Annotated in this window: 18 protein-coding genes and 1 riboswitch; of the genes, 7 read left to right on the top strand and 11 right to left on the bottom strand. The window is 61.4% G+C overall.

Annotated elements, in window-relative coordinates:
* Positions 1-31 precede the first annotated feature (31 nt).
* The 6 genes from J3P79_RS10740 to J3P79_RS10715 all read right to left on the bottom strand — a co-directional run bounded on the left by J3P79_RS10740 (position 32) and on the right by J3P79_RS10715 (position 10,134).
* The gene (locus tag J3P79_RS10740) at positions 32-1,678 is read right to left on the bottom strand and encodes a phospholipase D-like domain-containing protein (protein ID WP_434610310.1); all 1,647 of its coding nucleotides are present in this window, start codon (positions 1,676-1,678) and stop codon (positions 32-34) included.
* A gap of 199 nt (positions 1,679-1,877) precedes the next feature.
* Positions 1,878-2,435, bottom strand: a complete 558-nt coding sequence (locus J3P79_RS10735) for a vWA domain-containing protein (RefSeq protein ID WP_434611427.1) — start codon at positions 2,433-2,435, stop codon at positions 1,878-1,880.
* Between the two features lie 101 nt (positions 2,436-2,536).
* Complete coding sequence (locus J3P79_RS10730) at positions 2,537-3,544, bottom strand: ATP-binding protein (RefSeq protein WP_434610308.1); 1,008 nt, start codon at positions 3,542-3,544, stop codon at positions 2,537-2,539.
* A 62-nt stretch (positions 3,545-3,606) separates the two neighbouring features.
* Positions 3,607-7,380 carry a cobaltochelatase subunit CobN gene (gene cobN, locus J3P79_RS10725; protein WP_434610307.1) on the bottom strand — a complete coding sequence of 1,258 codons (3,774 nt, stop codon included), beginning with the start codon at positions 7,378-7,380 and terminating at the stop codon, positions 3,607-3,609.
* Positions 7,381-7,383: 3 nt separating this feature from the next.
* Entirely contained in the window at positions 7,384-8,448 is a 1,065-nt protein-coding gene (gene cobW / locus J3P79_RS10720) for a cobalamin biosynthesis protein CobW (RefSeq protein ID WP_198726523.1), read from the bottom strand.
* 99 nt (positions 8,449-8,547) lie between these two features.
* A riboswitch (cobalamin riboswitch) is annotated at positions 8,548-8,783 on the bottom strand.
* A gap of 214 nt (positions 8,784-8,997) precedes the next feature.
* Complete coding sequence (locus J3P79_RS10715; RefSeq protein WP_434610305.1) at positions 8,998-10,134, bottom strand: glycerate kinase; 1,137 nt, start codon at positions 10,132-10,134, stop codon at positions 8,998-9,000.
* A gap of 244 nt (positions 10,135-10,378) precedes the next feature.
* Between J3P79_RS10715 and J3P79_RS10710 the strand changes: the two genes are divergently transcribed.
* From J3P79_RS10710 to J3P79_RS10695, 4 genes are all read left to right on the top strand, one after another.
* On the top strand, positions 10,379-11,392 hold the full coding sequence (locus tag J3P79_RS10710) for an aldo/keto reductase (protein ID WP_434610303.1): 1,014 nt from the start codon (positions 10,379-10,381) through the stop codon (positions 11,390-11,392).
* A 91-nt stretch (positions 11,393-11,483) separates the two neighbouring features.
* Positions 11,484-12,368: an EamA family transporter RarD gene (rarD, locus tag J3P79_RS10705; protein ID WP_434610301.1), complete on the top strand. Its 885-nt coding sequence runs from the start codon at positions 11,484-11,486 to the stop codon at positions 12,366-12,368.
* A gap of 165 nt (positions 12,369-12,533) precedes the next feature.
* Positions 12,534-15,956: a hypothetical protein gene (locus J3P79_RS10700; protein ID WP_434610300.1), complete on the top strand. Its 3,423-nt coding sequence runs from the start codon at positions 12,534-12,536 to the stop codon at positions 15,954-15,956.
* Between the two features lie 427 nt (positions 15,957-16,383).
* Complete coding sequence (locus J3P79_RS10695) at positions 16,384-18,957, top strand: membrane-targeted effector domain-containing toxin (protein ID WP_434610298.1); 2,574 nt, start codon at positions 16,384-16,386, stop codon at positions 18,955-18,957.
* An 84-nt stretch (positions 18,958-19,041) separates the two neighbouring features.
* Here the strand turns inward: J3P79_RS10695 and hppD are convergent, their stop codons facing one another.
* Positions 19,042-20,118 carry a 4-hydroxyphenylpyruvate dioxygenase gene (gene hppD, locus J3P79_RS10690; RefSeq protein ID WP_434610295.1) on the bottom strand — a complete coding sequence of 359 codons (1,077 nt, stop codon included), beginning with the start codon at positions 20,116-20,118 and terminating at the stop codon, positions 19,042-19,044.
* Positions 20,119-20,386: 268 nt separating this feature from the next.
* Positions 20,387-21,313 (bottom strand): DMT family transporter, encoded by a 927-nt coding sequence (locus tag J3P79_RS10685; RefSeq protein WP_434610294.1) that lies wholly within the window; start codon positions 21,311-21,313, stop codon positions 20,387-20,389.
* Between the two features lie 87 nt (positions 21,314-21,400).
* Between J3P79_RS10685 and J3P79_RS10680 the strand changes: the two genes are divergently transcribed.
* Both J3P79_RS10680 and J3P79_RS10675 read left to right on the top strand, forming a co-directional pair.
* On the top strand, positions 21,401-22,273 hold the full coding sequence (locus tag J3P79_RS10680) for a LysR family transcriptional regulator (RefSeq protein ID WP_434610293.1): 873 nt from the start codon (positions 21,401-21,403) through the stop codon (positions 22,271-22,273).
* Between the two features lie 317 nt (positions 22,274-22,590).
* The gene (locus J3P79_RS10675) at positions 22,591-22,956 is read left to right on the top strand and encodes a histone-like nucleoid-structuring protein, MvaT/MvaU family (RefSeq protein WP_045155705.1); all 366 of its coding nucleotides are present in this window, start codon (positions 22,591-22,593) and stop codon (positions 22,954-22,956) included.
* 89 nt (positions 22,957-23,045) lie between these two features.
* On the opposite strand, the gene J3P79_RS10670 is transcribed toward J3P79_RS10675, so the two are convergent.
* Positions 23,046-23,576, bottom strand: a complete 531-nt coding sequence (locus J3P79_RS10670) for a DUF4946 domain-containing protein (protein WP_434610291.1) — start codon at positions 23,574-23,576, stop codon at positions 23,046-23,048.
* 187 nt (positions 23,577-23,763) lie between these two features.
* Between J3P79_RS10670 and gloA the strand changes: the two genes are divergently transcribed.
* A complete protein-coding gene (gloA, locus tag J3P79_RS10665) occupies positions 23,764-24,285 on the top strand; it encodes a lactoylglutathione lyase (RefSeq protein WP_434610290.1) in 522 nt (173 codons plus the stop codon).
* Between the two features lie 92 nt (positions 24,286-24,377).
* Here gloA and ahpF read toward each other — a convergent pair whose 3' ends face one another.
* Positions 24,378-25,940, bottom strand: coding sequence for an alkyl hydroperoxide reductase subunit F (gene ahpF / locus J3P79_RS10660; protein ID WP_434611425.1), 1,563 nt, complete (start codon positions 25,938-25,940; stop codon positions 24,378-24,380).
* Positions 25,941-26,063: 123 nt separating this feature from the next.
* Positions 26,064-26,627 carry an alkyl hydroperoxide reductase subunit C gene (gene ahpC / locus J3P79_RS10655; RefSeq protein WP_011061677.1) on the bottom strand — a complete coding sequence of 188 codons (564 nt, stop codon included), beginning with the start codon at positions 26,625-26,627 and terminating at the stop codon, positions 26,064-26,066.
* Positions 26,628-26,665: the final 38 nt, after the last annotated feature.

Below are 26,665 nucleotides of genomic sequence, written 5' to 3'. Positions count from 1 at the left end.
GCGCCCTGCCCATGGCGCCGCCGTGAAGAGCCTAGTGGCCGCTGAACCTCAGCCTCGACAACCGGCGCAGATCCCCGTCACGGTAATAGTCGTCGCTCCAGCTGTCGTCCGGTGCCAGGGGCTTGACCTGCTTGAGGGCAAGCTTCTTTGCAAAATAGCGGAACCGGTAATGTTCGTAGAAACGCAGCAGTTCGAGCCCGTAGCGGTCGGCCAGGTCGGTGTCGCCCTGGATGATCAGGTAGTTCTCGTCGTTGCTGGAGCTGGCAGCGGCGCTCAGGTTGTGGCTGCCGCTGATGATGGTCGGTGCGTCACTGGTGAAGTCGGTAACCACGGCCTTGGTGTGAACCAGCAGGTTGCCCTTCTGGCCTTTCATGTTTTCCCTGAGCCAACCTTCCAGGCCAGTGTTGAGCAGCGCGGTGGCGGCGAACTCGGCGGTGCGGTCGGCATGGAAACCGGTGATGCGGCTGGTGGTGTTTTGCAGGCCGTAGCGCAGGATGTCGTCATTCGGCTGACCGAGCAAGGCGTCGAGAATCCGCTCGGGCAAGACGAACGCCGTGACGAACAGCAAGTCTTTGCGCGCCGCCGCGATGATCTCGACAAAGCGATCCAGATCGCCCTTGCCGCTGCGGGGCGAGAACCCGGCGAAGAGTTTTTCGTCGGCGACCATGGGATTGTTGAGTGTCAGCCAATCGCGGGTGGCGTCGACGTCCTCGGGTGTGGCCCAGATATGCTCGAACACTTGGCGATAGCTTTTGCTGATGCGGGGGTCGTCCAGCACATGGATGACGTTGGCCTGGCGATAGACGCCGTTGGCGGTGAAATTGGTGCTGCCGCACAGCACCGCCTCGGGCGTTGACGTCCCCTGCGCGTCGACTTTGCTCAGGACGATGAACTTGTCGTGAAAGATGCCGTGGGTGACCCGTCCACGTTTGTTCGCCGCAGGCAGCTTCTCCAGGCTGGCTTCGTTGCTGATTGTCGCGTCGTCCTCCGGTTGGGCATGGTAAAGCACCCTCACCCGCGCGCCTCGCGCATGGGCCGCATTCACCGCCTCGACAATCACCGGCAGCTCGTATTCGTAAATGGCCACGTCCAACGCCCAACTGGCATCCAGGGCCCGGTCGATGAAGCCGACCAAGCGCCCCAGCAAACCGTTCTCCAGCCAGCGCCGCGGCGCATCCGGCCAGTCTTCGATGGACAGGTTCCTGTTGGCGCTGATCAGCGCATCCAATTCGGGAAACTTGCGCTGGAACGCCTGGCTGGCAGCCACGGCGCGATTGAACATGACCCGCTGGTTGACGGGTTGGCCGTCATCACTGGTGACCGTCACCTCGAGAAACTCGCCCAACTGCGGCGCATCGGGACTGCCGTAGGCCAGGTGCACGCGGTAATGGATCGTCACGCCGGGATTGACCGCGTAATCGGCCCAGCGAAATTTCTGCAACGGCGCCTTGTCACTGGGCGTGGCGTGGAACTGGGGAAAGGTGTGGGCCTTGCCGGGGAAGGTCAGGCTGTTGAACAGGAACAGCCAGGGCTTGTCACCGTGCTGCTTCTCGACGGCAAAGCCCAGCAGCCCCTTGCGCCGGGGTTCGGCGAGGTCCATGGCGAGCAGGACGCCGTTGGTGCCGGCGTAGGCCTTGACCCGGAAATCATCCTGGGGATTGGTGACGAGTACGCGCATGGTTCACTCCTTTGAAGGGTTGCGTGAGCATAGAGCAGTGATGCGGGTTGGGTGGGCAGAGCATTGAAACCGCGGTGATGCCATCGCGAGCAAGCTCTCTCCCACAGGGAGCTAGGGTGCTCAGAAGTTATGTGTTCACAGCAAAACCCATGTGGGAGCGAGCTTGCTCGCGATAGGGCCCAGACAGCCACAGCACATTTCAAGTGCCTTCATCGATATGCCTATACTCCGCCTGCAACAGCCCCGCCAACTGCCGGGCCCGGCCCAGGCGAATCGGGCCTCTTTCGATGTCGATCAACAGGCACGGGCAATCGAGGACCGGCGCTGAAAGCCCTTCCTTGACTCGCCCGTCGGTCATTACCAACACCCGCTGCTGCTCCGCCGGATAACGCTTGCGCCGCGTCAACAGCCAGCGCCCGGCCTCGTTCAGCGCCGCCACCAACGGCGTGCCGCCACCGGCGCCCAGCGCATCGAGCCAATGCCCCAGGCCCGTGGAGGCCTTGAGCCCTTGCACCTGCCACCTCGGCGTGGCGCCGCTGGCCGTCAACAATGCCAGCCGGGCACGTTGCCGATAAGCGTCGTCGAACAACTGCGCGAGCAGGCCCTTGCCGTCGCTCAAGGCCCGATGACGACGGGTCGAGGCCGACGCGTCGACGATCACCAGCCACAGCTCATGGGCTGAACGCTGACGCGATTTGAAACGCAGGTCTGCGAGCAAGCGCGGGCGTCCTTTCAGCAAGGTGCCCGGCCAGTCCACTACGCCGTTGGACGCCGCTTTGCCGTGGCCTTGGCGCCCTTGGTCCAACCGTCCCGGACGGGGCCTGGCATTCGCCCCCATCGGCGAACGGGGGCGAATGCCTAGGGCTTTTTTGGCCAGCTCGGCACGTCTCGACGGGCGCCGGTCGGCAACGACCGGGGCGGCAGGTCGCCCCATTGACCCTGGCCTTCGCTGGGCTGGCTGGCTTCATTCGGGTTCGAGGCGGGTGCCTGGGTTGGCGCTGGGGCCGGTTCGGTGCGCTCGCGACGGCGATGACGCAAGGCAAACTCGGCCACCGCATCGATGTCTTCATCGGCGATGGCTTGCACGCCACGCCAGGCGGCATGGGCACGGGCGGCCCGCAACCAGACCAGGTCAGCGCGCAACCCGTCGACCCCGGCGGCAAAGCAGCGCTCGGTGATCTGTGCCAGCGCCGTGTCATCCAAGGGGATCTGGAGCAGGCACGTGCGGGCCTGTCGGCAGCGTTCACGAAGCTGTTGCTGGGCCGGCTCCCACTCGGCGCAAAACGCCGTCGGATCGCTGTCGAAATCCAGGCGACGACGGATGATCTGCCCGCGCTCGGCCGGGGCGGTATGACCGTCAAGGGCCACGTTGAGGCCGAAGCGGTCGAGCAATTGCGGACGCAGCTCCCCTTCTTCCGGGTTCATCGTGCCGATCAACACAAAACGCGCCGGATGCCGGTGGGAAATTCCGTCGCGCTCGATCAGGTTGGTGCCGCTGGCGGCGACGTCGAGCAGCAGATCCACCAGGTGATCCGGCAGCAGATTCACTTCATCGACATACAACACGCCGCCGTCGGCCTTGGCTAGCACACCCGGGGAAAACTGCGCGCGCCCTTCCCCCAACGCCGCGTCCAGGTCGAGGGTGCCAACCAGTCGCTCCTCAGTGGCGCCAAGCGGCAAGGTCACGAACTGGCCGCTGGCCAACAGACCCGCCAGGCCCCGGGCCAAGGTGGACTTGGCCATCCCGCGCGGGCCTTCGATCAGCACGCCGCCGATCTTCGGATCGATCGCCGCCAGGCACAGGGCCAATTTCAGCGCATCGGCACCGACCACGGCGGCGAGGGGGAAATGCGGGGTGTCGCTCATATGAGATATCTCATGCATGTAAGGAGGTTCCCTGTAGCGAGAGCCCGTCAGCCATCGATAAGTCAGCCATCTTCTTCAATGTCCAGCAGCAGGTTTTCCAGCGCCTCACGATAGTCGCCCGGTTGCTGCCACATCCCCCGCTGTTGCGCCTCGAGCATTCGCTCGGTCATGTCCCGCAACGCGTCGGGGTTGTGCTGGCGAACGAAGTCCCGCGTATGCGGATCGAGGAGATAGGCATCGGCCAGCAAGGCGTACTGGTGGTCGTCGATCAGTTGCGTGGTGGCGTCGAAGGCGAACAGATTGTCCACCGTCGCCGCCAGCTCGAACGCGCCTTTGTAGCCGTGGCGCTTGACCCCGTCGATCCACTTCGGATTGGCCGCGCGAGAACGAATGACTCGGTTGAGTTCTTCTTTCAAGGTACGGATCTTCGGCAGGTCCGGCTGGCTGTGATCGCCGTGGTAACTGGCGGCGGCTTCGCCACTGAGAGTTTCCACGGCAGCGAGCATGCCCCCCTGGAACTGGTAGTAATCGTTGGAATCAAGCAGGTCGTGCTCGCGGTTGTCCTGATTCTGCAGCACGGCTTGCACTTGGCTCAGGCGCCTGGAGAACTGCGCCCGTGCGGCAGTGCCTTCGTCACCCGCGCCATACGCATAGCCGCCCCAGTTGAGGTAGACCTCGGCGAGGTCTTCGCGACTCTGCCAGAGCCGACCGTCGATCGCGCCCTGTACACCCGCGCCATAGGCACCGGGTTTGGCGCCGAAGATCCGCCATCCGGCCTGGCGCGCCGCGTCTTCCAGGGGCAAGCCCGACTGCAGAAGGGCTTCGCGCTCGGCGCGGACCTTGGCGGCCAGCGGGTTCATGTCGTCGGGCTCATCCAGGGCCGCGACGGCCTGCACCGCCGCATCGAACAAGCGGATCAGGTTGGCGAAGGCATCCCGGAAAAAGCCGGAGACCCGCAACGTGACATCGACCCGAGGCCGGTCCAGCAGGCTCAGCGGCAGGATCTCGAAATCATCCACCCGTTGGCTACCCGTGGCCCACACCGGACGCACGCCCATCAGCGCCATCGCCTGGGCAATGTCGTCGCCGCCGGTGCGCATGGTCGCGGTGCCCCACACCGACAGGCCGAGCTGGCGAAGGTGATCGCCGTGGTCTTGCAGGTGCCGTTCGAGGATCAGGTTCGCCGACTGGAAGCCGATGCGCCACGCTGTGGTGGTGGGCAGGTTGCGTACGTCGACGGAGAAAAAGTTGCGCCCGGTGGGCAGCACATCCAGGCGTCCACGACTCGGCGCGCCGCTGGGCCCGGCCGGTACGAAACGCCCGCCCAGGGCATCGAGCAAGCCGCGCATTTCCGCCGGGCCACAGGCATCCAGGCGCGGCGCAACGACGGAGAGCAGGTGGTCGATGATGCCGTGCACCGTCTCCCAACCCGGCGCGTCGAGCGGCCCGATCTCGCCGTCCAGGGCTTGCTCGATCAACCGCGCGGCGAACAGTTCCAGCCGTTCCCGACCGTCGCCGACCGTGCGCCAAGGCTCGTCGCTGACGTCGCGCAAAGCCTCAGGACGTTCGCCGGACCAAGGCTCGGCCAAGGCACAGTCGAGCGGGTCGAAACCCAGCCCGAACGCCTTCGCCAGCGCCCGCAGCAGGCTCGACTGGGCGCCCTTGCCGTCGCCACGGGGAATGCGCAGCAACGCCAGCAAGGTGTCGATGCGCAGCCGTCCGCCGGGCGACTCGCCAAAGATGTGCAGGCCGTCGCGGATTTGCGATTCCTTCAAATCGCACAGGTAGGTGTCCAGGCGCGGCAGCCAGATCGCCGCGTCGGCGTCGCTGTCGAGGGCGCCGTCGAGTTGCAGCTCGCGATCGATGTGCGTCTCGCGCACCAGGGCCAGGATGTCCCGTTGCAATTCCCTGGCGCGACGCGGGTCGAGCAGTTGCGCCTCATAGTATTCGTCGGCCAGCAGCTCCAGGTTTCGCAGCGGCCCGTAGGTTTCGGCCCGGGTCAGCGGTGGCATCAAGTGGTCGATGATCACCGCCTGGGTGCGCCGCTTGGCCTGGGCACCCTCGCCCGGGTCGTTGACGATGAACGGATAGATGTTCGGCAGCGGCCCCAGCAACACGTCCGGCCAGCAGCTTTCCGAGAGCCCGACTCCCTTGCCCGGCAGCCATTCGAGGTTGCCGTGCTTGCCGACGTGGATCACTGCGTGGGCGCCATAGGTGTGCCGCAACCAGAAATAGAACGCCAGGTAGCCATGGGGCGGCACCAGGTCCGGGTCGTGGTACACCGCGCTCGGATCGACTTGATAGCCCCGCGCCGGCTGGATGCCGACGAACGTCAGGCCCAGGCGCAGGCCGGCGACCATCAAGCGCCCCTCGCGGAACATCGGGTCCTGCTCGGGTGCGCCCCAACGTTCCAGCACCGCTTGGCGATTGGCCTCGGGCAGCGCGTCGAACAAGGCCTGGTACGCGTCCAGGGCCAGGCTCTGGTGACACGGCCGCAGGTCGAGGCTGTCCAGATCGTTAGTGACCCCGCCGAGCAATTGCTGGATCAGCGCGGTGCCGCTGGCCGGCAGCTCGGCGGACAGCGGATACCCTTCGACCTGCATCGCCCGCAGGATATTCAACGCCGCCGCTGGTGTGTCCAGGCCGACACCGTTGCCGATGCGCCCGTCCCGGGTCGGGTAGTTGGCGAGGATCAGCGCCACGCGCTTCTCGTGGTTGGGCAGCCGCGCCAGGGTAGTCCAGCGCCGGGCCAGTCCGGCGACAAAATCCATGCGCTCGGGCACCGCCCGGTAGCAGACCACATCGCTCTGGCTGCGCTCGCTGCGCCAGGCCAGGTCCTTGAAGCTGATGGGCCGGCTGATGATGCGCCCGTCCAGTTCGGGCAAGGCGATGTGCATCGCCAGGTCCCGCGGGCCCAGGCCTTGTTCGCTGGCGCGCCAGCCGGGTTCGTTGTCCTGGGCACAGATCGCTTGGATCACCGGGATATCGCGGCGAAACGGCCGTAGATGCGGCGCTTCGGGGCTGGATTGGGCGAATCCCGTGGTGTTGAGAATCACCCCTGCCCCTGCCTCGTCCAGCCAGTCTTCCACCTGTGCCAGGCAACCGGGTTCCTTGAGACTCGCCACGGCGATCGGCAACGGATTGAGCCCCGCTGCTTGAAGGCGCTGGCAGAACACGTCAATGAACGCGGTGTTCGCGGCTTGCAGGTGAGAGCGATAAAACAGCAACGCCGACGCGGCTCTGTCGGCCTGCCAATCGGCTTGCCAATCGCTCAGGGTCGCGTTGGTTTTTTCGGGACGATAGATCGCCGTGCGCGCCAGGGGCTGTGGCTCGGCCCATGGATAATCGCGGCCAAACCATTGGCTACCGAGATGCCGGAACAGGTTCAAGGCGTTTTCCAATCCGCCCTGGCGGAGAAACTGCCAGAGGCGGTCGCGATCCTCGACAGGCACGTTGCTCAAGTCGCTGAGTTCCGGGTCGGGGCGGTCGTCCCCTGGCACCAGGATCAACCGCACGCCGCGCCCGGCCAGTTCCATCAGGCGCTCGATGCCGTAGCGCCAATAGCCGATGCCGCCGTGCAATGACAGCAAGATGACCTTGGCATGTTGCAGCACATCGTCGAAATACAGATCCACCGAGGCGTGGTTCTGCACCTGCATCGGGTTGGCGAGACGGAACTGCGGATAATCGTCCGGCAACTGCCGCGCCGCTTCGGCCAACAGCGCCAGGCTGGAATCGCCGCTGCACAGGATCACCAGCTCGGCGGGGGTTTGCCCGAGGTCGGCAATGTTGTCATCCGACACGAAACCGCCGGGCTGGGTCCTGAGCAGGTGCATGGCTTAAACGCTGAGGGCGGCGCGCAACTGCGCTTCGAGCAGCCCGGCATCCAGCGCCTGGCCGATCAGCACCAGCCGCGTCACCCGTGCTTCGTCGGCGCCCCACTGGCGGTCGAAGTGTTTGTCGAAACGCGTGCCCACGCCCTGGATCAACAAGCGCATCGGCTTGTTCGGGATGGCCGCGAAGCCCTTGACCCGCAGCACGTCGTGCTGGACCACCAGTTGCGTCAATGCGTCCAGCAGCAGGCTTTCGTCGGCCTGGGGCAGTTCGATGGAAATCGAATCGAAGGCGTCATGGTCGTGGTCGTCATCATCGCCGTCATGGTGGTGGTCGTGATGGCTGTGGCGGCTGTCGATGTGTTCTTCGGAACCGGCGCCCAGACCGATCAACACGTCCAGCGGCAGGCGACCGCTGCTGGCTTCGATGACCTTGACCGCTGGCGGCAGTTCTTCGGCGACTTCCAGGCGGACTTTTGCGAGGTCTTCGGGATTGATCAGGTCGGCTTTGTTGAGGATCACCAGGTCGGCGCTCGCCAGTTGATCGGCGAACAGCTCGTGCAAGGGCGATTCATGGTCCAGGTTCGGGTCCAGCTTGCGCTGGGCATCGACCTTGTCCGGGAACGCGGCGAAGGTGCCGGCGGCGACGGCCGGGCTGTCGACCACGGTGATCACCGCATCGACCGTGCAGGCACTGCGGATTTCCGGCCACTGGAAGGCCTGGACCAGCGGCTTGGGCAAGGCCAGGCCGGAGGTTTCGATGAGGATATGGTCGAGGTCGCCGCGACGGGCCACCAATTCGCGCATTACCGGGAAGAACTCTTCCTGCACGGTGCAGCACAGGCAACCGTTGGCCAGCTCATATACTCGGCCGTTGGCTTCTTCTTCGGTGCAACCGATGGAGCACTGCTTGAGGATCTCGCCGTCGATGCCCAGCTCGCCGAACTCATTGACGATGACCGCGATGCGCCGGCCTTGGGCGTTGTCGAGCATGTGCCGCAGCAAGGTGGTCTTACCCGAGCCGAGGAAACCGGTGACGATGGTGACGGGGAGTTTGGCCAGTGTTTTCATCGGATGCCCTTTGGCAAGGTGGCGGGCAAACGGGACGACAACCGCAGGCACGGGCGTGCGCGGAAGATTTCGCCACCGGATCACCCCGCCCGGTTGTAGTGAGAATCTGTTGTCGAGGCAGGTCTCCTGGCTGACGGCGGGCCAGACAGGCTTCTATTCATAGCCTGGCTGGCAATTTGCTGCGCCTTCCCGTGCGCCCGTTGTAACAGGGCATGCACAGTGGCCTTGCAGAAACAGCACCGTTCACAGTTGCGGGGGCAGCCGCGGCTTGGACCGCGTTCCCTTCAGGCTCTGTATGAAATGTATCCGCACTCACCCATACTGCGTTGAAACGGGGCTCGGAATGCTCATGTACGCCAGTACACTCCGCTTCCTCGCCCCGTTTCGCCTTGTCTGGCCTTCGCGCGAACACATTTCATACAGACCCTAGCTTCGGCGCGTGCCGAAGAACCTCGAAGGCGCAAGGCTACGCAGGGTGTGCGGGCGGGTCAATGTCCGAAGGCAATCTGCAGTGGCTGACGGATCCTGGCGACCGCCTCGCGGGCACATTCAGCAGGCCGCCACTCGCCAGAGCCGGGCGATGTCCCGGGCCCGCTCGGCCAGCAGGCGCGGCGCATCGGTGCACGCTTCTTGCAGCGTCATCGGCCCGTTCGCCAAGGCAAACGCGGCATCGATACCGTGTTCATAAAGCGCTTCGTAGCCCTCCCCCAGCGTACCGGCGATGACCACCACCGGCACGCCGCGGAGCTTGGCGATGCGGGCGACACCAAAAGGCGTCTTGCCACGCAGGGTCTGGGCGTCGAAACGGCCTTCGCCGGTGACCACCAGGTCGGCACCGTCGATGGCATCGGCCAATCCGGTCAATTGCGCAACGACTTCCACGCCAGTCCGAAACTGCGCCTTGAGGAAGGCTTTGGCGGCAAAGCCCAGGCCACCGGCGGCACCGCTGCCGGGTTCGTCGCGAACATCACGGTCGAGCACTTGGGCACAGTGTCCGGCAAAGTGCGCCAGCGCCCGGTCCAGTTGCTGCACCTGCTCGGCGGAGGCGCCCTTCTGCGGGCCGAACACGGCTGAAGCGCCATGGGGACCGCAGAGCGGGTTGTCGACATCCGCGGCGATTTCGAAACGCACGCCGGCCAGACGCGGATCCAGGTCGCCCAGGTCGATACGTGCCAGTTTGCCCAACGCCAGCCCACCGGGCGGCAGCGCCTGGCCCTGGTCATCCAGCAATGCCACGCCCAAAGCCTGCATCGCCCCTGCCCCGCCGTCGTTGGTGGCGCTGCCGCCAATCGCCAGGATGACCCGGCTGACGCCTTCATCCAGGGCGGCGCGGATCAGTTCGCCGGTTCCAAACGTGCTGCTGGAACAGGCGTCGCGCTGCCCGGGTGGTACCAACTGCAGACCGCTGGCCTCGGCCATCTCGATGATTGCGGTACGGCTGTCGGGCAACCAGCCCCAGCGGGCTTCGACAGCGGCGCCCAGCGGGCCACGGACCCGGTTTTCACGCCACTGGCCGTTGCAAGCCGCCAGCACCGCCTCCACCGTTCCCTCCCCACCATCGGCCATAGGGCATTTGATCAATTGCGCGTCCGGCCAGACCTGGGCCAACCCTTGCGCGATGGCGTCCGCCACGCCCTGGGCGCTGAGACTGTCCTTGAACGAGTCGGGGGCGATGATTATTTTCATTTTTGTTCTCCAGTTCCGATGCACAGCATGCTGCCAGCTGACGTCAACCGTGACGCCGGTCCGCCGCACAAAAGGCCTTGGGTATTATTGGTCAAATTCACAAAGGGCGGGTCGGCATTGCTGGCCTCTTTGCGAGCAGGCTCGCTCCCGCATTTGATTTGGGAATGCTTGAGAAAACGGTTGGATCCACGCGGCGGTTCTGGTATTTGATTGGGCCTTTCCCCATGGATAAAAGGATCTTGTCATGAGCTACCGCACGCTAGGCCATTCCGGGTTGCAAGTCTCGACGTTGACCCTGGGCACCATGATGTTCGGCGAACAGACCAGCACCGAGGATTCGCTGCGGATCATCGACAAGGCCTGGGACCAGGGCATCAATTTCATCGACACCGCGGACGTCTACACCGGCGGTCGCTCCGAAGAAATCGTCGGTGAGGCGATTGCCAGTCGCCGCCACGAATGGGTGCTTGCCACCAAAGTCGGTTTCGGCCCGCCGGACGGCGTGCCCAATCGCAGCGGACTGAGCCGCAAGCACTTGTTCAATGGTATCGAGGCTAGCCTGACGCGCCTGGGCACCGATTACCTGGACATCTATTACTTGCACCGCGAAGACCACAACACACCGTTGCACGTCACCGTGTCGGCCATCGGCGACCTGATTCGCCAGGGCAAGATCCGCTATTGGGGCCTGTCGAACTACCGCGGCTGGCGCATCGCCGAGGTAATCCGCATTGCCGACAGCCTGGGCATCGACCGCCCGGTGATCAGCCAACCGTTGTACAACATCGTCAACCGCCAGGCGGAAACCGAGCAGATCACCGCCGCGCAGAACTACGGCCTTGGCGTGGTGCCGTTCAGCCCACTGGCTCGCGGCGTGCTCAGTGGCAAGTACGCGCCGGATGTGGCACCGGACGCCAACAGCCGTGCCGGGCGCCAGGACAAGCGCATCCTGGAAACCGAATGGAGGGTCGAGTCCCTGCGCATTGCCCAGCAGATCCTGCAATACACCCAGGGCCGGGGCGTGGGCATTGTCGAGTTCGCCATCGCCTGGGTGCTGAACAACAGCGCCGTGACCTCGGCCATCGTCGGGCCGCGCACCGAGGAACAATGGAATGCGTACACCAAGGCGCAGGCGGTGAAAATCACCGCGGAAGATGAAGCGTTCATCGATTCGCTGGTCACGCCGGGGCATGCCTCGACGCCGGGCTTCAACGATGTGAGTCACTTCGTGCCGGGACGCGTGGCACGCATGCCTTGATATGATGGGTCCCAGCTAAGCCCTGTGGCGAGGGGATTCATCCCCTCGCCACAGGTTCAATGTTGATTGATCGCCCCCCCAGAGAATCCCAGTGTCCAAAGGCATCGCTCTATCGATCTCGGCTTCCGCCCTGTTCGCCGTCATGTATTACTACACCTCGCTGCTCACGCCACTGACCGGCCTGGAGATTTTCGGTTGGCGCATGCTGCTGACGATGCCGTGCATGACCGCGTTCATGCTGATTTCCCGCGAATGGAAACTGGTCTCGGACCTGGTCGCACGCCTGGTCGCCGCACCGCGCCTGCTACTCGGGGCGATGGCGTCATCGGCATTGATGGGCGCGCAGTTGTGGCTATTCATGTGGGCACCGCTCAACGGCTACAGCCTGGACGTATCGCTGGGGTACTTCCTGTTGCCGCTGTCGATGGTCCTGACCGGGCGCATCGTTTATGGCGAACGCCTGTCCCGCCTACAGAAAATCGCCGTGTTCTTCGCCACGCTGGGGGTGCTCAACGAGCTCTACCGGGTGGGCGGTCTTTCCTGGGCGACCTGGCTTGTGGTCATCGGCTACCCGATCTACTTCATCCTGCGTAAACGCCTGCGTACCGACAACCTGGGCGGCCTCTGGCTGGACATGACGTTGATGCTGCCATTGGCGCTCTGGTTCGTGCAGAGCGGAGAACAGGGTTTCGGCGTTTTCAATCAACACCCCTGGCTGTCGCTGTTGATCCCGCTGCTCGGCGTCATCAGCGCCTCGGCACTGGTGGCCTATATCGTCGCCAGCCGGCTGCTGCCGTTCAGCCTCTTCGGATTGTTGAGCTACGTGGAGCCAGTATTGCTACTGGGTGTTGCACTGCTGCTGGGCGAAAGCATCCAGGCCGAAGAATGGCTGACCTACATTCCCATCTGGCTGGCCGTGACTGTACTGGTGCTGGAAGGGTTCAAGCACCTGGTGCGGCAGCGGTGCAAAGCCTGACGGGCCACTTGCATCAAGACACATTTCAGCTGAACCGCCCAGGCCGGCGCGGTTTACCATGCGCGCACGAATGTCAGGAGGACGTTCGACAGGACTTCACGATAAAGGGAATTATCGATGTCACGCTCTTCAGGAAAGGAATCCGCCCAGCACGAGGTGAAGCGGATGACTTCTGTACTGGTCACCGATCTCGACTCGAACCGGGCTGCGGCTTCGGCCCAGCCTCGGCCCAGGTCGGCTCCCGTGTCTTCGGAGCAGCTTCGGGCGCTGGACAAGCGTCTTGGACCGGTAAAAATCGGTGAACTGAGGGTCAGCCGTGCCGAGCTTCATCGCATGGGTGCGCGGCTCGACGACTTTGGCACTGGGACTGAATCGCCGCCCTTGTTGCAGCCGGACGGGGCACTGATCGACACCCTCCAGTTCGACCCGCTTAAAGTCGAGCAGCACATCAAGGCCCAGCCTTCGGCCGATGCTCCGGATGCCACTTTGCTGCTCTACGAATTGGCGTCCGTTCGATCACCCGGCACGCCGCCGATCTTTGACACAGCGCCGGGCCACGCCTCCAGCACATCGATGACCCAGCTCGATAAACTGCTCAAGATGCTGCGCGCCGCAGAAGCGAAAAAAAACCTGCCGGTTCCGCCCGGCATGCCGAAGTGGGTCAATAAGCTCAAGTCCAATAGCGTGATCACCGCCGGCCTGGGCATGCAAGCGTATGGAATCTATGGAGGCGTGCTAGGAATCCGTGACGGTCTGCAAAAAGGCAATTTCGCTGAAGCCGGTATCAGCGCTGGGGAAATTGGCGGCGAAGCGACGTCGATGTTCGTCGAGCGCGGGCTCACGCAAACCGGGAGGATGCTGGCTCAGAACAAGGAGGTGCTGCGCCAGACGCTGCGCAACGGCGACAAAGTATTGAAGGGTTTCCTGGCCACCTCGCAAGGCGTATGGCTGATTCGCGGCGCGGGGCTGATGGCCGCCGTCCTCACGCTGCCTTTCGATATCTACCAGGCTATCAAAGCCTTGGACGCTGCGGCCCACACCACGGGCAAGCAGACGATGGATCACTATGTCAACGCTGGCTTCAGCCTGGCGAGCGCCGGCCTCTCGGTGGCGATCGGCGTCGCAGCGCTGGCTGGCTTCAGTTCCGCCGGTCCACTTGGATTGCTCGCGTGCGCCACACTGATCCTGGGCGCCCGGATTTATGGCGCTGCTCGACAAGTGGACGATATCGACGACTACATCGAGCTCAGTGTCAACGAGCGCTGGCGCTCGGGCTGGTTTGCGTTCACCGGACAGGACCTGGACTCCAGCGTACTGGAACGCTATCAGGTCGAACATACGCGAGCCAGCTATGCCAAGGCCTTGAAGGAACAAGCGCAGAAGCTGCTGGACGGGGAAATGAAATCCAGCATAGGCGCCATCGTCAGTGGTCGATTCGACGTCGAGATGCGACCGGTCAAGCACTGGAAATTCTATTGGAAAGATGGCGAGGAACCCTATCAGGCGATCAATACACCCACCGTGGTGGACAGCGGCGATGTGATCTACGCCGCCAATGGCTTGGATAAGGTGCCTGGGCTCAGCGTCGGCGAACCGGGGAAAAACAAAGGCATCTACTGGCAATTGGGAGGCGGTGACGACCAGGTCTTCGGCGTGCATGACAAATCCAATTACTTCAGTTTCACCACCGGTAAAAAGAACCTGACGGGGGGCGGTGAAAACGACGCGTTTATCTTCCAGGTCAACGAAACCCTCAAGGCACCCACCACGCACGCCATGAATGCGTTACATGGCGGTGCCGGTATAGACACGGTGTCCTTGCAAGGACAGGTCACGCCGTTGAACACCTTGACCTACATCGGTCACGAGGTCGATCTGCGCCAGGGAATTTCCCTTTTGAGTTCCCTCGACGACACCGCGCCGGTCTACTACGCAACGATGACCGATATCGAAAACGTCGAGACAGTGCCCGGCGGTAGCAGTCGGGTCTTGGGCAGCCGGGAGGCCAACACGATTACGCTCAACGGTGCCGATGACACCGCCACCGGCCGACAAGGCGACGATGTGTTTCGCCTTATGGGGAACAACAGCCGAGTCGACGGCGGCCAGGGCAAGGATCGCTATTTCGTGGCGCTCAATGGCGGCGAAGTGGCCATTAGCGAAGATGGCCTGGAACTGAGCGTCATCGAGCTGGACTGTCCCATGGAAGCGATTGCGCACTGGCAGGTTCAAGGCACGTCGCTGAACGTAACGATACTTCGCGGTGCCGACGGCTACGAAATGCCCCGGCAAGTCAGCATCATCGATGTCTATCAGTCGGTTGATGCTCACCGAGAGCTACGCAATGACGCTGTGTTATTCATCACGCGGGACGGTTTCACGCTCAAGCCGGATCTGCCAGGCAAGCTGGAATCCCTGCACGATCACTCGATCAAGGTGGTTGTGCTGGAGCACGGCGTATCACCAGCCGCTGCGACCCTCTTCAATGGCGGCGTCGGGGTTCTACCACACTCCCCGCTCGAGCATTATTTCATCCCCAGGGGATGCAACGACCCGGTTTTCGAGATTCAGGAGCGGCAGGATAAAACCACCACCACACTGTATCTGGACTATGACAGCACTGAGCTGCAGAGCGTGCGCGCTCAGTATCACGTAACCCGTCGGGACATCGGTCAGTTCAGCTACCTGACCTACAGCGACATGAGCCTGGTATTGCAGTTCGTGGGCCACACTCGGTTAACCCTGAAGCATTGGTTGAAGAACGGCGTGGGTGCGCCAACGAACGTGGCGGGCGTGATCATGTCTGCCGGCGTGACACTCGTGCATTCAATCATCCTGGTGCTGCGCGACGGCATTTCCTACAGGGTTCGCGAGCCGCAAATGTCCTATCTCGATGACCATCGGCAACCCGCCAAACGATGGGTCGACGGGCGCCATGCCTTACGCGAGCGAAATGGCCATTATCTTTTCCACCGTTCCGCGGACGAAGTCATACGGTTAGCCGGAAAACCACAAAAAATCACCGTGCCGGATCGCCAACACAAAGGCATCTATGTGCTGGAAGGCAATGCCAGCGCCTACGAAATCCACCCCAGCCCCGGAACAACTCTGCGTCTGTCCACGACGGGTGAGACCGAGTCGTCAGCCTGGACTGTGCACACCGACACGTTATCCGAGGACTTGGATTACACCGATCTACGTGTTGGCGAAGGCTCGATTGTGGTTGGCGATGTGCTGCTGCTCCTCGAACAGCCCCACGCCCCTGGCAAACCCAAGGAGAGCGTGCAGGTAGTACTCCGATCCGGTAATCGTTATCTGATTGACTTCGATGAAGCAAAGGCCAGGCTGCTGAGCATGGATATTCGGCGCCACACCCTGATCCCTCCCATTCTGCGGGAGATCCAGGCACACCAGGCGGATGATCGCCTGGCAACCACCTTCCTGAGCATCGAAGGCATTCGCCTCCTGGACGGCACGCCCGGGGCCATCTTCTACGACACCCTGGAACAACGGTGGACTGTGGACAGTGACGACACTCGTCAGGTGCTCAGCTCGGATCTGACCATCGCCTCGGCTCGGGATAATTGAAAGAAGCCCGCCGGTAACGCCTTCTGAAAAACAGCCGCAGCGTCTCCATGACGCTTGCGGCGTTCATTACCGTGTATCAAGGACGAACAAAATGGCTCCAAAAAAACCCATCCGCCCAAGGGAAACGGGCACACCAAGACCCGATGCTGACATCAGCCTGCCGACCGCTCCGCGACTTCCCGAGTCCGGAAGGCTGCCCAACACTGCGGGCACCTCGCGTACATCCACATCGCCATCGGAATCGGGCAGCCTTGCCACCCGCCCTCCCGAGAACACGCAACAACCCACAGTCTCAGTCACCGACACGTCAACCAGCACGCCCATGACTACACGTGCGTCGGAACAATCGTTGGCCAGCTACGCAGTCGATCCGCCCAACGGGTTATCACTACCTGACGGCAACGGGATAAGAGTCGAGGGCGCTGCAATGTACGTCGACCTGGAGGGCGGCAAGGTCGCCAGCGTGGCCTACGACCCGGTCCTGGGCGCGTATTGCGCAAGGAGCCCGAAAGAGTCAAAGCCCTCCGGTCCCGCGCTCTACAGGCCCGAAGGCGAAATGTACTGGCGTGAAAACACCTTCGCCACGAGATTGCGCCCGTATCAATTGTCCACCGAACACCGAGCCAGTTTTGACCGGCGAAGCGAGGCATTGATCAGCACCGATATTCGTTCCAGCGAGGCGACGTTGAGGCCGTTCTACTCAGCCCAACTGACGAAGTTGAGCCACGACGCCGAGCTGTTCTACGGTGCCGTCACGCCCCCGCCTCGCCCTCTCATCCCTCTACTGGCCGGCGTAGCCACTCTTCCGAGGCTTGTCGAGACGGTTCTGGCAGCGTCCCAAGGGGTGATACTGACCGAAAATCACGTCAGCACCAGCAGCAAGATGCAATTGATGGACAACATGTCGGCACTGGCCGCAAGCGGAGTCACCACGCTGTACCTGGATCGCTTGAGAATCGACATCGATCAGATCTCCTTGGACAATTTGTTCAGGACCGGCGAAGTGAGCAACAGCCTGGGGCAACGTCTGAGACACCTGGATGTCAATGTCGATGCTGCGTATCCAACCCCCTACACCTATGAAGGCTTGATCGTCGCGGCGCAAGAAAATGGCATACGCGTCAGGGGCCTGGATTGTGCAGCCAGGTATCGGCAGGCACTGCTGGGTGGCGAATATTACGGGCATGCTACTTATCACGCGAACCAGGTCATCATGGCCGACCGGCTCAGTCACCCCGGGGGCAAATGGATTGCGCTGATAGATGCTCCTTTGGAGCGTCAACTGAACTCGCCCGCCTATGAGCGGCAGCACCTTGGATGGGGGGTAAACATACGCAGCAATCGTCCCGACCTGGCGCAACTTCAGGGCGTCCTGAGTATTCGTATCGAGGATATCCCCGGGAACCCTCCGGTTCGCATAACGCAGGAGTCGCCGCTCTCTACCGCAGAGCTGAGCCTGGAGGTAGGTGGGCAAGGCCTGAGGCCCTATGAATTATCCAGGCGATACCGAAATGACTTTGAAACGATCATCCGACGCCCCCAGCTCCCTGCAGATCCCTTTGGCATCCATCAGCAAGTCCACTTTGCCGATAACCTGGATCGCAGGCGCGCACGCCGGGAACACAGTCGACGCGAATGGGATATTGTCGACGCCAGCCAACGGTTCTTCGATCGTCATCCGTTACCTCCCAGGCCCCCTGCGCCAACACTCCCGCCCTACAGCCCGGTCTCCGATATTGTCGAGAGTGTCTATCGCCAGTCCAACGGGTTGGTATTGAGAGCCGCCTATAACGCTATCGGCGCAAGAATGCTGCTGATCGACAATCTGCCGGCGCTGGCGAGACAACAGGTGAAGACGCTTTACCTGGAGAACTTGATGACCGAGTACGATCAACCGCTACTGGCGTCGTTCGCCTCCAGCGGGGTAATGTCCGAGAAGTTGCGGGCTAACCTTCGTCGCCAGGATGAGCTTCAAGGCGTGGATCCGCTAAGTCCCCATGCCTTGGAAAACCTGGTGACCGTCGCCCGGCAGCATGGCATCAGGGTGCACGCGCTCGATACGTCGGCCAGCTATCAAGACGACCTCAGAACGTACACCCCGCTGCGCCCGAACCGTTTCAAGTTCATCGCCCATACCATTATCGAGAGTGTTCAGGTTCAACAGGGCGCGCATAAATGGGTGGCCCTGGTTGGCAGCGAGCACGCCAACACCGTTCGAAACGTTCCGGGGCTTGCGGAATTGGAAGGGGTCATCGGGATTCGTGTAGTCGATGTTGGCGGCCAACCCGACCGACTGGTGCCCGACGCAGGTGAAATCATTTCGAATCGGTTGCCTATCCAGCAGCGCGCGGTAAACAATCACGCTGTCCCGCCCTCCCACCAATTCGTGAAATCGGATTTGCTGTTGGAGATCAATGTCGGCACCCAAGCGATACAACGACCGATCGCCGGTCCCGGCAATCTGCTGCATCTACCCAAGGAGTTTCTGATTGAACGGTCGGCGGGAGGCTTTGTGCTTTACCTTAGGCTCGACGGCCCTGAGGTGAAAAGAATTCCGGTGCAAATGGACAATGGCAAGTTTTTTATCAGAGCCCCGTTCAGCTCGTTGGAGATGGTGCATGCGGTGCGATTCAACAACCTCGATAGGCTTGTGTGGGCACTCCAAAGCAGTGGTATGAAGCAAGTGCCCGGCACTACGGCCATCCCCGCTTCGCCTCATCGCCTCGTCGATCAATTCCCACTACTGACCCGGCCCGGACAGTACATTGTCAGTCACCGGCCCGAGGGAATCGAGCTATACCACAGGTCCAAGGACGGCGAAGTAAAACGAACGAAGGTCAATGAGATAGAGGACAAGCTCTATATCACCAACCAGAGTTGGGGCATGAGCATCGAGAACAAATTCAGGAATATGGAAGAGCTCACGGCTCATTTGGAGCGCAGGTATAACATGACTCATGTACAGACGTTCGACATGGGCGTGCCTCAAATCCCCTTGTAAGCGTGCAGTGGCAGAGTCATCCAGAACATGAAAAAGCCCGCCCGGTAAAATCGCCGGGCGGGCTTTTTTTGATGCGATCAGGCGTTACTCGGTAGCGAGTACACCACGACGCACCTGATCACGCTCGATCGACTCGAACAGCGCCTTGAAATTGCCCTCGCCGAAACCATCGTCGCCCTTGCGCTGGATGAATTCGAAGAACACCGGGCCCATCAAGGTTTCCGAGAAGATTTGCAGCAGCAGGCGTTTGTCGCCTTGCTCGGACGCACCGTCCAGCAGAATGCCCCGCGATTGCAGCTCATCCACCGGTTCACCGTGGTTCGGCAGGCGGCCTTCGAGCATCTCGTAGTAGGTGTCCGGCGGCGCGGTCATGAAGCGCATGCCGATTTTCTTCAACTGATCCCAGGTCTTGACCAGGTCATCGGTGAGGAACGCCACGTGCTGGATGCCTTCGCCGTTGAACTGCATCAGGAACTCTTCGATCTGCCCGGCGCCCTTCGACGATTCTTCGTTCAGCGGGATGCGGATCATGCCGTCCGGGGCGGTCATCGCCTTGGACGTCAGGCCGGTGTATTCGCCCTTGATGTCGAAGTAGCGAATCTCACGGAAGTTGAACAGCTTCTCGTAGAAATTCGCCCAGTAGGCCATGCGCCCGCGATACACGTTGTGGGTCAGGTGATCGATGATCTTCAGGCCCGCGCCCACCGGATTGCGGTCGACGCCTTCAAGGAACACGAAGTCGATGTCGTAGATCGAACTGCCTTCGCCGAAACGGTCGATCAGGTACAGCGGCGCACCGCCAATGCCCTTGATCGCCGGCAGGTTCAGCTCCATCGGGCCGGTCTCGATGTGGATCGGCTGGGCGCCAAGTTCCAAGGCACGCTTGTAGGCTTTTTGCGAGTCCTTGACCCGGAACGCCATGCCGCACACCGACGGGCCATGCTCGGCGGCGAAGTAGGACGCCACGCTATGGGGTTCATTGTTGAGGATCAGGTTGATCGCGCCCTGGCGATACAGGTGCACGTCCTTGGAGCGGTGGGAAGCCACTTTGGTGAAGCCCATGATCTCGAAGATCGGCTCCAGGGTATTGGGCGTAGGGGACGCGAATTCGATGAATTCAAAGCCCATCAGGCCCATCGGGTTTTCGTATAGATCTGCCATGTCGGCGCCTCATCATGCTTATCAATTAACAGGAAACGTTAGTTGCCAGTGATGCTGAGGGCGCATGGCGGCGCGCAGGAAATACCGCGGACGCTGCGGGCGAGGAAATCGCCATAGATCAGTTGAAACCCAAGTATCTTCATTGTCGACCCAAGGCTCTTGCGGGCGAGGCTTCTGCTGCCAGAAGACGTTATTCTTATATGCGTAAATCGATTCTACACAGCGTAACCGTATTTGTCCGCCTCGGGTATCAAATCGCCTTTTCCGTCTACCGCGCAATGGGTTTGTTGCACAGGAAAATCCCCGTCAGGATCAGCCCCCCGCCCACGCCCATCAAGGCCGTAAGCCGTTCGTCCAATAGCAAGGCGCCCAACAACACCGCCGTGAGCGGATTGAGCGCGATGAACACGCCAGACCGGGTCGCGCCAATCCGCCGGATACCGTCATACCAGGCGATATAGGCCAGGGCCGAGCCCAGCACGCCGAGGTACAGCAGGCTCAGCCATTGTCGGCTATCCAGCGAGGTCAGCGCCGCGAATTGACTATCCCCGCCCGCTGCACAAGCTGCCCAGAGCATCAGCGTGCCCAGCAGGATCGACCAGGTCACCGTCTGCAATGGGCCAAGACTGTCATTCAGGCTCTTGGAAAACAGCGAATAAATACCCCAGCCCAGCACACAGCCGAAAATCAGCAAGTCGCCTATCCAGCCGTATTCCGCTGTTTGTAGCAGGGTTGGGTCACGACTGACGATCACCAAGCCTGCCCCACCGAGGCACAAGACAATGCCGGCCACCTTCAAGCGTCCCAGCCGTTCCTTGAACAGCCACCACGAAGCCAGCCCGATCACCGCCGGGTTCAACGCCACGATCAACGAGGCCCGCGACGCGCTGATGTACTGCAAGCCATAAAAGAAGCACAGGTTGTAGAAGAAAATGCCGAAGAAACCGAGCACCACCAGTTGGGCACCCTGTTTCAGGCTGGGCCTGGCCAGGGGAATGCGGGCCAGGCCGAGAAACACCAGCAGCGCGATACTCGCCAGCAGGAAGCGTACGCTGGCGGCCAGCACCGGCGCCAGAGCATCGGAGAGAATGCGCCCGGCCACGAAGGTCCCGCCCCAGATCATCGTGACCATGGCAAGTTTCAAATAGACCGGAACGTCGGATGGCGCGGCAACAGTATGTTCAAGGGGCTTCATGATTCACCGAACTAGGGGCTTTCTGGATCAAGGCAGATACGTCATCATCCAGCTCATGACTGCTAATCGTAAAATGAGCGTTTACTCATGACCCTCACCCAACTTGAGATCTTCTCGCTGGTCGCCGAATTGCGAGGTTTCACGGCAGCCGCTACACGGTTGGGTATTGGTCAGTCAGCGGTGTCGCACGCCATCAAATCCCTGGAACAAGAACTCGGCGTCGAGCTGTTCAGGCGCCATCAAACCGTGGTGGAGCCCAGCGACATCGGTCAGCAATTGCTGCTGCGGGCCCGAGCCATGCTCGGGTTGGCCAATACCCTGCGCCAGGAAGCCGCCGATGCCCGCGGCATGCGTCGCGGAACCTTGCGCATCGGCTCGTTCGGCCCGACATCGTCGATGAAGCTGTTGCCAGCGATCCTCGAGCGCTTCAGGGCATTGCATCCGGGGATCGAAGTGCACGTGGACGAGGGTCCGGACCGCCAGGTGCTCCAGTGGTTGGATGAACGGCGAATCGACGTCGGTTTCGTAGTCTTGCCGGAGGAGCGCTTCGATACGTTCGCGCTGGTGGAAGACCAGATGGTCGCCCTGCTTCCCGCTGCCCACTCCCTCGCCGACCGAACCTGCGTGAAGCTCGGGGACCTGTGCGATGACCCGTTCATCCTCACCGAGGCTGGCTCGTCGGAGCTGGTCTGGCGCTTGTTCAATGCAGCGCGACTTACACCGAACGTACGTTATCGCTGCTCGCAACTGCTCAGTACCCTCGACATCGTCGCGCGTGGCGACGCGGTGAGCGTGGTTTCCGAAGGCTCGCTTCCTCTGGTCCGGCCACCCGGGTTCGTTGTTCGCCCCCTGTCGCCCCCCGTCCCACGGCAGATCGGCCTGGCCGTGCTCGATAGCCGCCAAGCCTCGCCGGCAACCCTGGCGTTTATCGAGCTGGCCCAGGCAGTTCAGCCGATTTAAGTCACGCTTAACTTTCTACAAGGCTCTCTATTTGCCCGATACAGTAGCGGGCAGGATTTCATTACGCCATCTAGTACTGTTAACAGCCCATTTCCGTCGCCAAGCGCTTGACGTCGTCCCGTCGACTGATGGTAAAAGGCAACTGTTGTTACATAACGAAAAAGTTACGATTTACACTTTTCGGATTAACTACTACAATTTTTTCTGCCTGACCCGATAGCAGGAGAGTCATTAGTCACCGAGTCGCTACAAGGCGCCTGGCTTATAGCTTTGTTTGCGGTTGGTATCAGCCATTTATTTTGATTGGAGTACTTATATTGTCCAGACTCGCTGAATTTCGCAAAGCCGAAAAGGCCCTTCAAGAGCAGCTCGCGCAGCTGGAAGCTTTGAAGAATGATGCCGGGCTCAAGAAAGAAATCGAATTCGAAGAAAAGCTCCAAGGGCTGATGAAAACCTACGGCAAGGGCCTGCGTGACATCATCGCGATCCTCGACCCAAGTCCTTCCAAGTCGGGTCTGTCGTCGGCCAAGACTCCAAAAACCCGCCGTGCCCGGGTCGTCAAGGTCTACCAGAACCCGCACACGGGTGAACTGATCGAGACCAAGGGCGGCAACCATCGCGGCCTGAAAGCGTGGAAGGAACAATACGGTGCGAGCACCGTCGATTCCTGGCTGCGTGGTTGATAGCGCTAAAATGCAAAAGCCCTGGCTTGCACCAGGGCTTTTTTATGACCGAACTTTAAGGTTAATCCAAAAGTATTATGCTGAAAGCCTTATAGTTTCAGGCTATTTCGTACCGACTGTATTTCATCCTCGCTTTCTACGAATACCTGCGCCTGCCCCGCATAGGACAACACGTAGGCATTGCCCTGGTTAAGTGCCGCGACGAGGGTCTGCGACAATACATGACGGCCGTTCTGCGTAATCGTGCAAGTGGTTTCCAAAGCGCTTACGCCGCCCAACACCGAAGCATGAATCTTATTGCAGACACTTTGATAGCCGCCCTGGAAAAAATCCTTTTGTATCGACTTTCTCATTTCCAGCAGCACGCCGTGCAAGTTGACGAGATGGTCGGGCTCGACGGGTGACGCGGTTAACTCCATCACCATCACGGCATTGCCGGAAGAGTCGTTCTTGGTGGCGCGCTGCCGGCTGGGGAATTTGGCTGGGGCCGGTGCGTCGGTAGGCAGCGATTCGATGATCCAACCCTGAGGCCAGGTAACCTGCGGTTCGGCGGCGCCCGCGTCGACGCCCGATGCGACGGTAAACAGCAGGACGAACAGCGAAGGAAGCGGTCGAAACATTGCGTTGCACTCAAGGACTGATCGTGAAGTCTGAAGCGCGATGCGTCACCAGGCAATAGGCATGTTTGGCGATGCCCCGCCCCTTGCGTATCATGGATGCACCTGCAAGGAAGCCGTCCAGCGCAAGCCCAGGACCGTCGCGGCACCGCTGCGGCGTCGTTTGCCCCACTTATTTTCCGGAGGGCCCATGAGCCTGCAAGAACTCAACACTTTCCCTGGCGTCACCGCCCAGCCCGATGCCGCCACGGCAAGGTTCGTCTTCAACCACACCATGTTGCGGGTCAAGGACATCACCCAGTCCCTTGATTTCTACACCCGCGTACTGGGTTTCTCCCTGGTGGAAAAACGCGATTTCCCCGAGGCCGAGTTCAGCCTGTATTTCCTGGCCCTGGTCGACAAGAGCCAGATCCCGGCGGACGCGGCGGCGCGTACCGAGTGGATGAAGTCGATTCCCGGCATCCTGGAACTGACCCACAACCATGGCACCGAAAACGACCCGGCGTTCGCCTACCACAACGGCAACACCGACCCGCGCGGTTTCGGCCACATCTGCATCTCGGTACCGGACGTCGTCGCCGCCTGCGAGCGCTTCGAAGCGCTGGGCTGTGACTTCCAGAAGCGCCTGAGCGACGGCCGCATGAAAAGCCTGGCGTTCATCAAGGACCCGGACGGCTATTGGGTTGAAATCATCCAGCCTGCGCCGCTGTAAACCGCATCACCCTCCCACAGGGTAACGCGCGATCAATAACAAAACCCCATGGGCCAAGGCCCATGGGGTTTTGTTATTCCAGCGACCGGCGATCAGGCCGGCGCGGACGTGCGGATCAGGTGATCGAAGGCGCTCAACGAGGCCTTGGCACCCTCGCCCACGGCGATCACGATCTGCTTGTACGGCACGGTGGTGACGTCACCGGCAGCGAACACGCCAGGGATCGAGGTTTCGCCACGGGCATCGACGATGATCTCGCCGCGCGGTGACAGCTCGACGGTGCCCTTGAGCCAATCGGTGTTGGGCAACAGGCCGATCTGTACGAAGATCCCTTCCAGCGCCACGTCGCGCACTTCATCGCTCGGACGGTCTTTGTAGCGCAAGCCGTTGACCTTCTGGCCGTCACCCGTCACTTCAGTGGTCTGGGCATTGGTGATCACCGTCACGTTCGGCAGGCTGTGCAGTTTGCGTTGCAACACCGCGTCGGCACGCAATTGCACGTCGAACTCCAGCAGCGTGACGTGGGACACGATACCCGCCAGGTCGATGGCTGCCTCGACGCCGGAGTTACCGCCGCCGATCACCGCCACGCGCTTGCCTTTGAACAGCGGACCGTCGCAGTGCGGGCAGTACGCCACGCCCTTGTTGCGGTATTGCTGCTCGCCCGGCACGTTCATTTCGCGCCAGCGGGCACCGGTCGCCAGGATCACGGTCTTGGCCTTGAGGCTCGCGCCGCTGGCGAACTTGATTTCATGCAACCCGCCATCCGCGCCAGGCACCAGGGCGTCGGCGCGTTGCAGGTTCATGATGTCCACGTCGTACTGCTTGACGTGCTCTTCCAGGGCAACGGCCAGTTTCGGGCCTTCGGTTTCCTGGACCGAGATAAAGTTCTCTATCGCCATGGTGTCGAGCACCTGGCCGCCGAAACGCTCGGCCGCCACACCGGTGCGGATGCCTTTGCGGGCCGCATAGATGGCCGCCGAAGCGCCGGCCGGGCCACCGCCGACCACCAACACGTCAAAGGCATCCTTGGCGCTGATCTTCTCGGCCTGGCGTTCGATGCCGCTGGTGTCGATCTTGGCGAGGATTTCTTCCAGGCCCATGCGGCCCTGGCCGAAGTTCACACCGTTCAAGTAAATGCTTGGCACGGCCATGATCTGGCGTTCATCGACTTCGGCCTGGAACAGCGCGCCGTCGATGGCGACATGCTTGATGTTCGGGTTCAGCACCGCCATCAGGTTCAGCGCCTGGACCACGTCCGGGCAGTTCTGGCACGACAGCGAGAAATACGTCTCGAAGTTGAACTCGCCCTTGAGCGAGCGGATCTGTTCGATCACTTCGACACTGGCCTTCGAAGGGTGGCCACCGACTTGCAGCAGGGCCAGTACCAGCGAAGTGAATTCATGGCCCATGGGAATACCGGCGAAACGCAGGCTGATATCGGCTCCCGGGCGGTTCAACGAGAACGAGGGCTTGCGCGCATCGGTGCCGTTGTCGAGCAAGGTAATCTGGTTGGAAAGACTGGCAACGTCTTTGAGTAACGCGAGCATTTCCTGGGATTTCGCACCGTCGTCGAGGGATGCAACGATCTCGATCGGCTGGGTGACCCGTTCCAGGTATGACTTCAACTGAGCTTTAAGATTGGCGTCCAACATACGGGCGATTTCCATGTTTGAATTTCAGAAAAAACAACGCCCGAGCGAATCTCGCCCGGGCGTTTTTTGGGGCGAAGCGGCTTACTTGATTAAGAGCGGATCGCCCTCGGATGACTCACAGACTTAGATCTTGCCGACCAGGTCCAGGGACGGAGCCAGGGTGGCCTCGCCTTCTTTCCACTTGGCTGGGCAGACTTCGCCTGGGTGAGCAGCAACGTACTGGGCGGCCTTGATCTTGCGCAGCAGCTCGGAAGCGTCACGGCCTACACCGCCGTCGTTGATTTCAACGATCTTGATCTGGCCTTCAGGGTTGATCACGAAAGTACCTCGGTCAGCCAGGCCAGCTTCTTCGATCAGCACGTCGAAGTTGCGGGAAATAGCCAGGGTCGGGTCGCCGATCATGGTGTACTGGATCTTGCCGATGGCTGGCGAAGTGTTGTGCCAGGCAGCGTGGGCGAAGTGAGTGTCGGTAGACACGCTGTAGATCTCTACACCCAGCTTCTGGAATTCAGCGTAGTTGTCAGCCAGGTCTTCCAGCTCGGTTGGGCAAACGAAGGTGAAGTCAGCCGGGTAGAAGAACACGACAGACCACTTGCCTTTCAGGTCGGCGTCCGACACTTCGACGAAAGCGCCGTTTTTGAACGCGGTGGCTTTGAACGGTTTAACTTGGCTGTTGATGATAGGCATCGTTGACTCTCCGTCAGGGGTTGAAAAGTTGATGGGGT

It is taken from the genome of Pseudomonas sp. R1-7 (genome assembly GCF_051132105.1).
Lineage (GTDB): Bacteria > Pseudomonadota > Gammaproteobacteria > Pseudomonadales > Pseudomonadaceae > Aquipseudomonas.
This window is presented reverse-complemented; position numbering and strand designations above follow the sequence as displayed.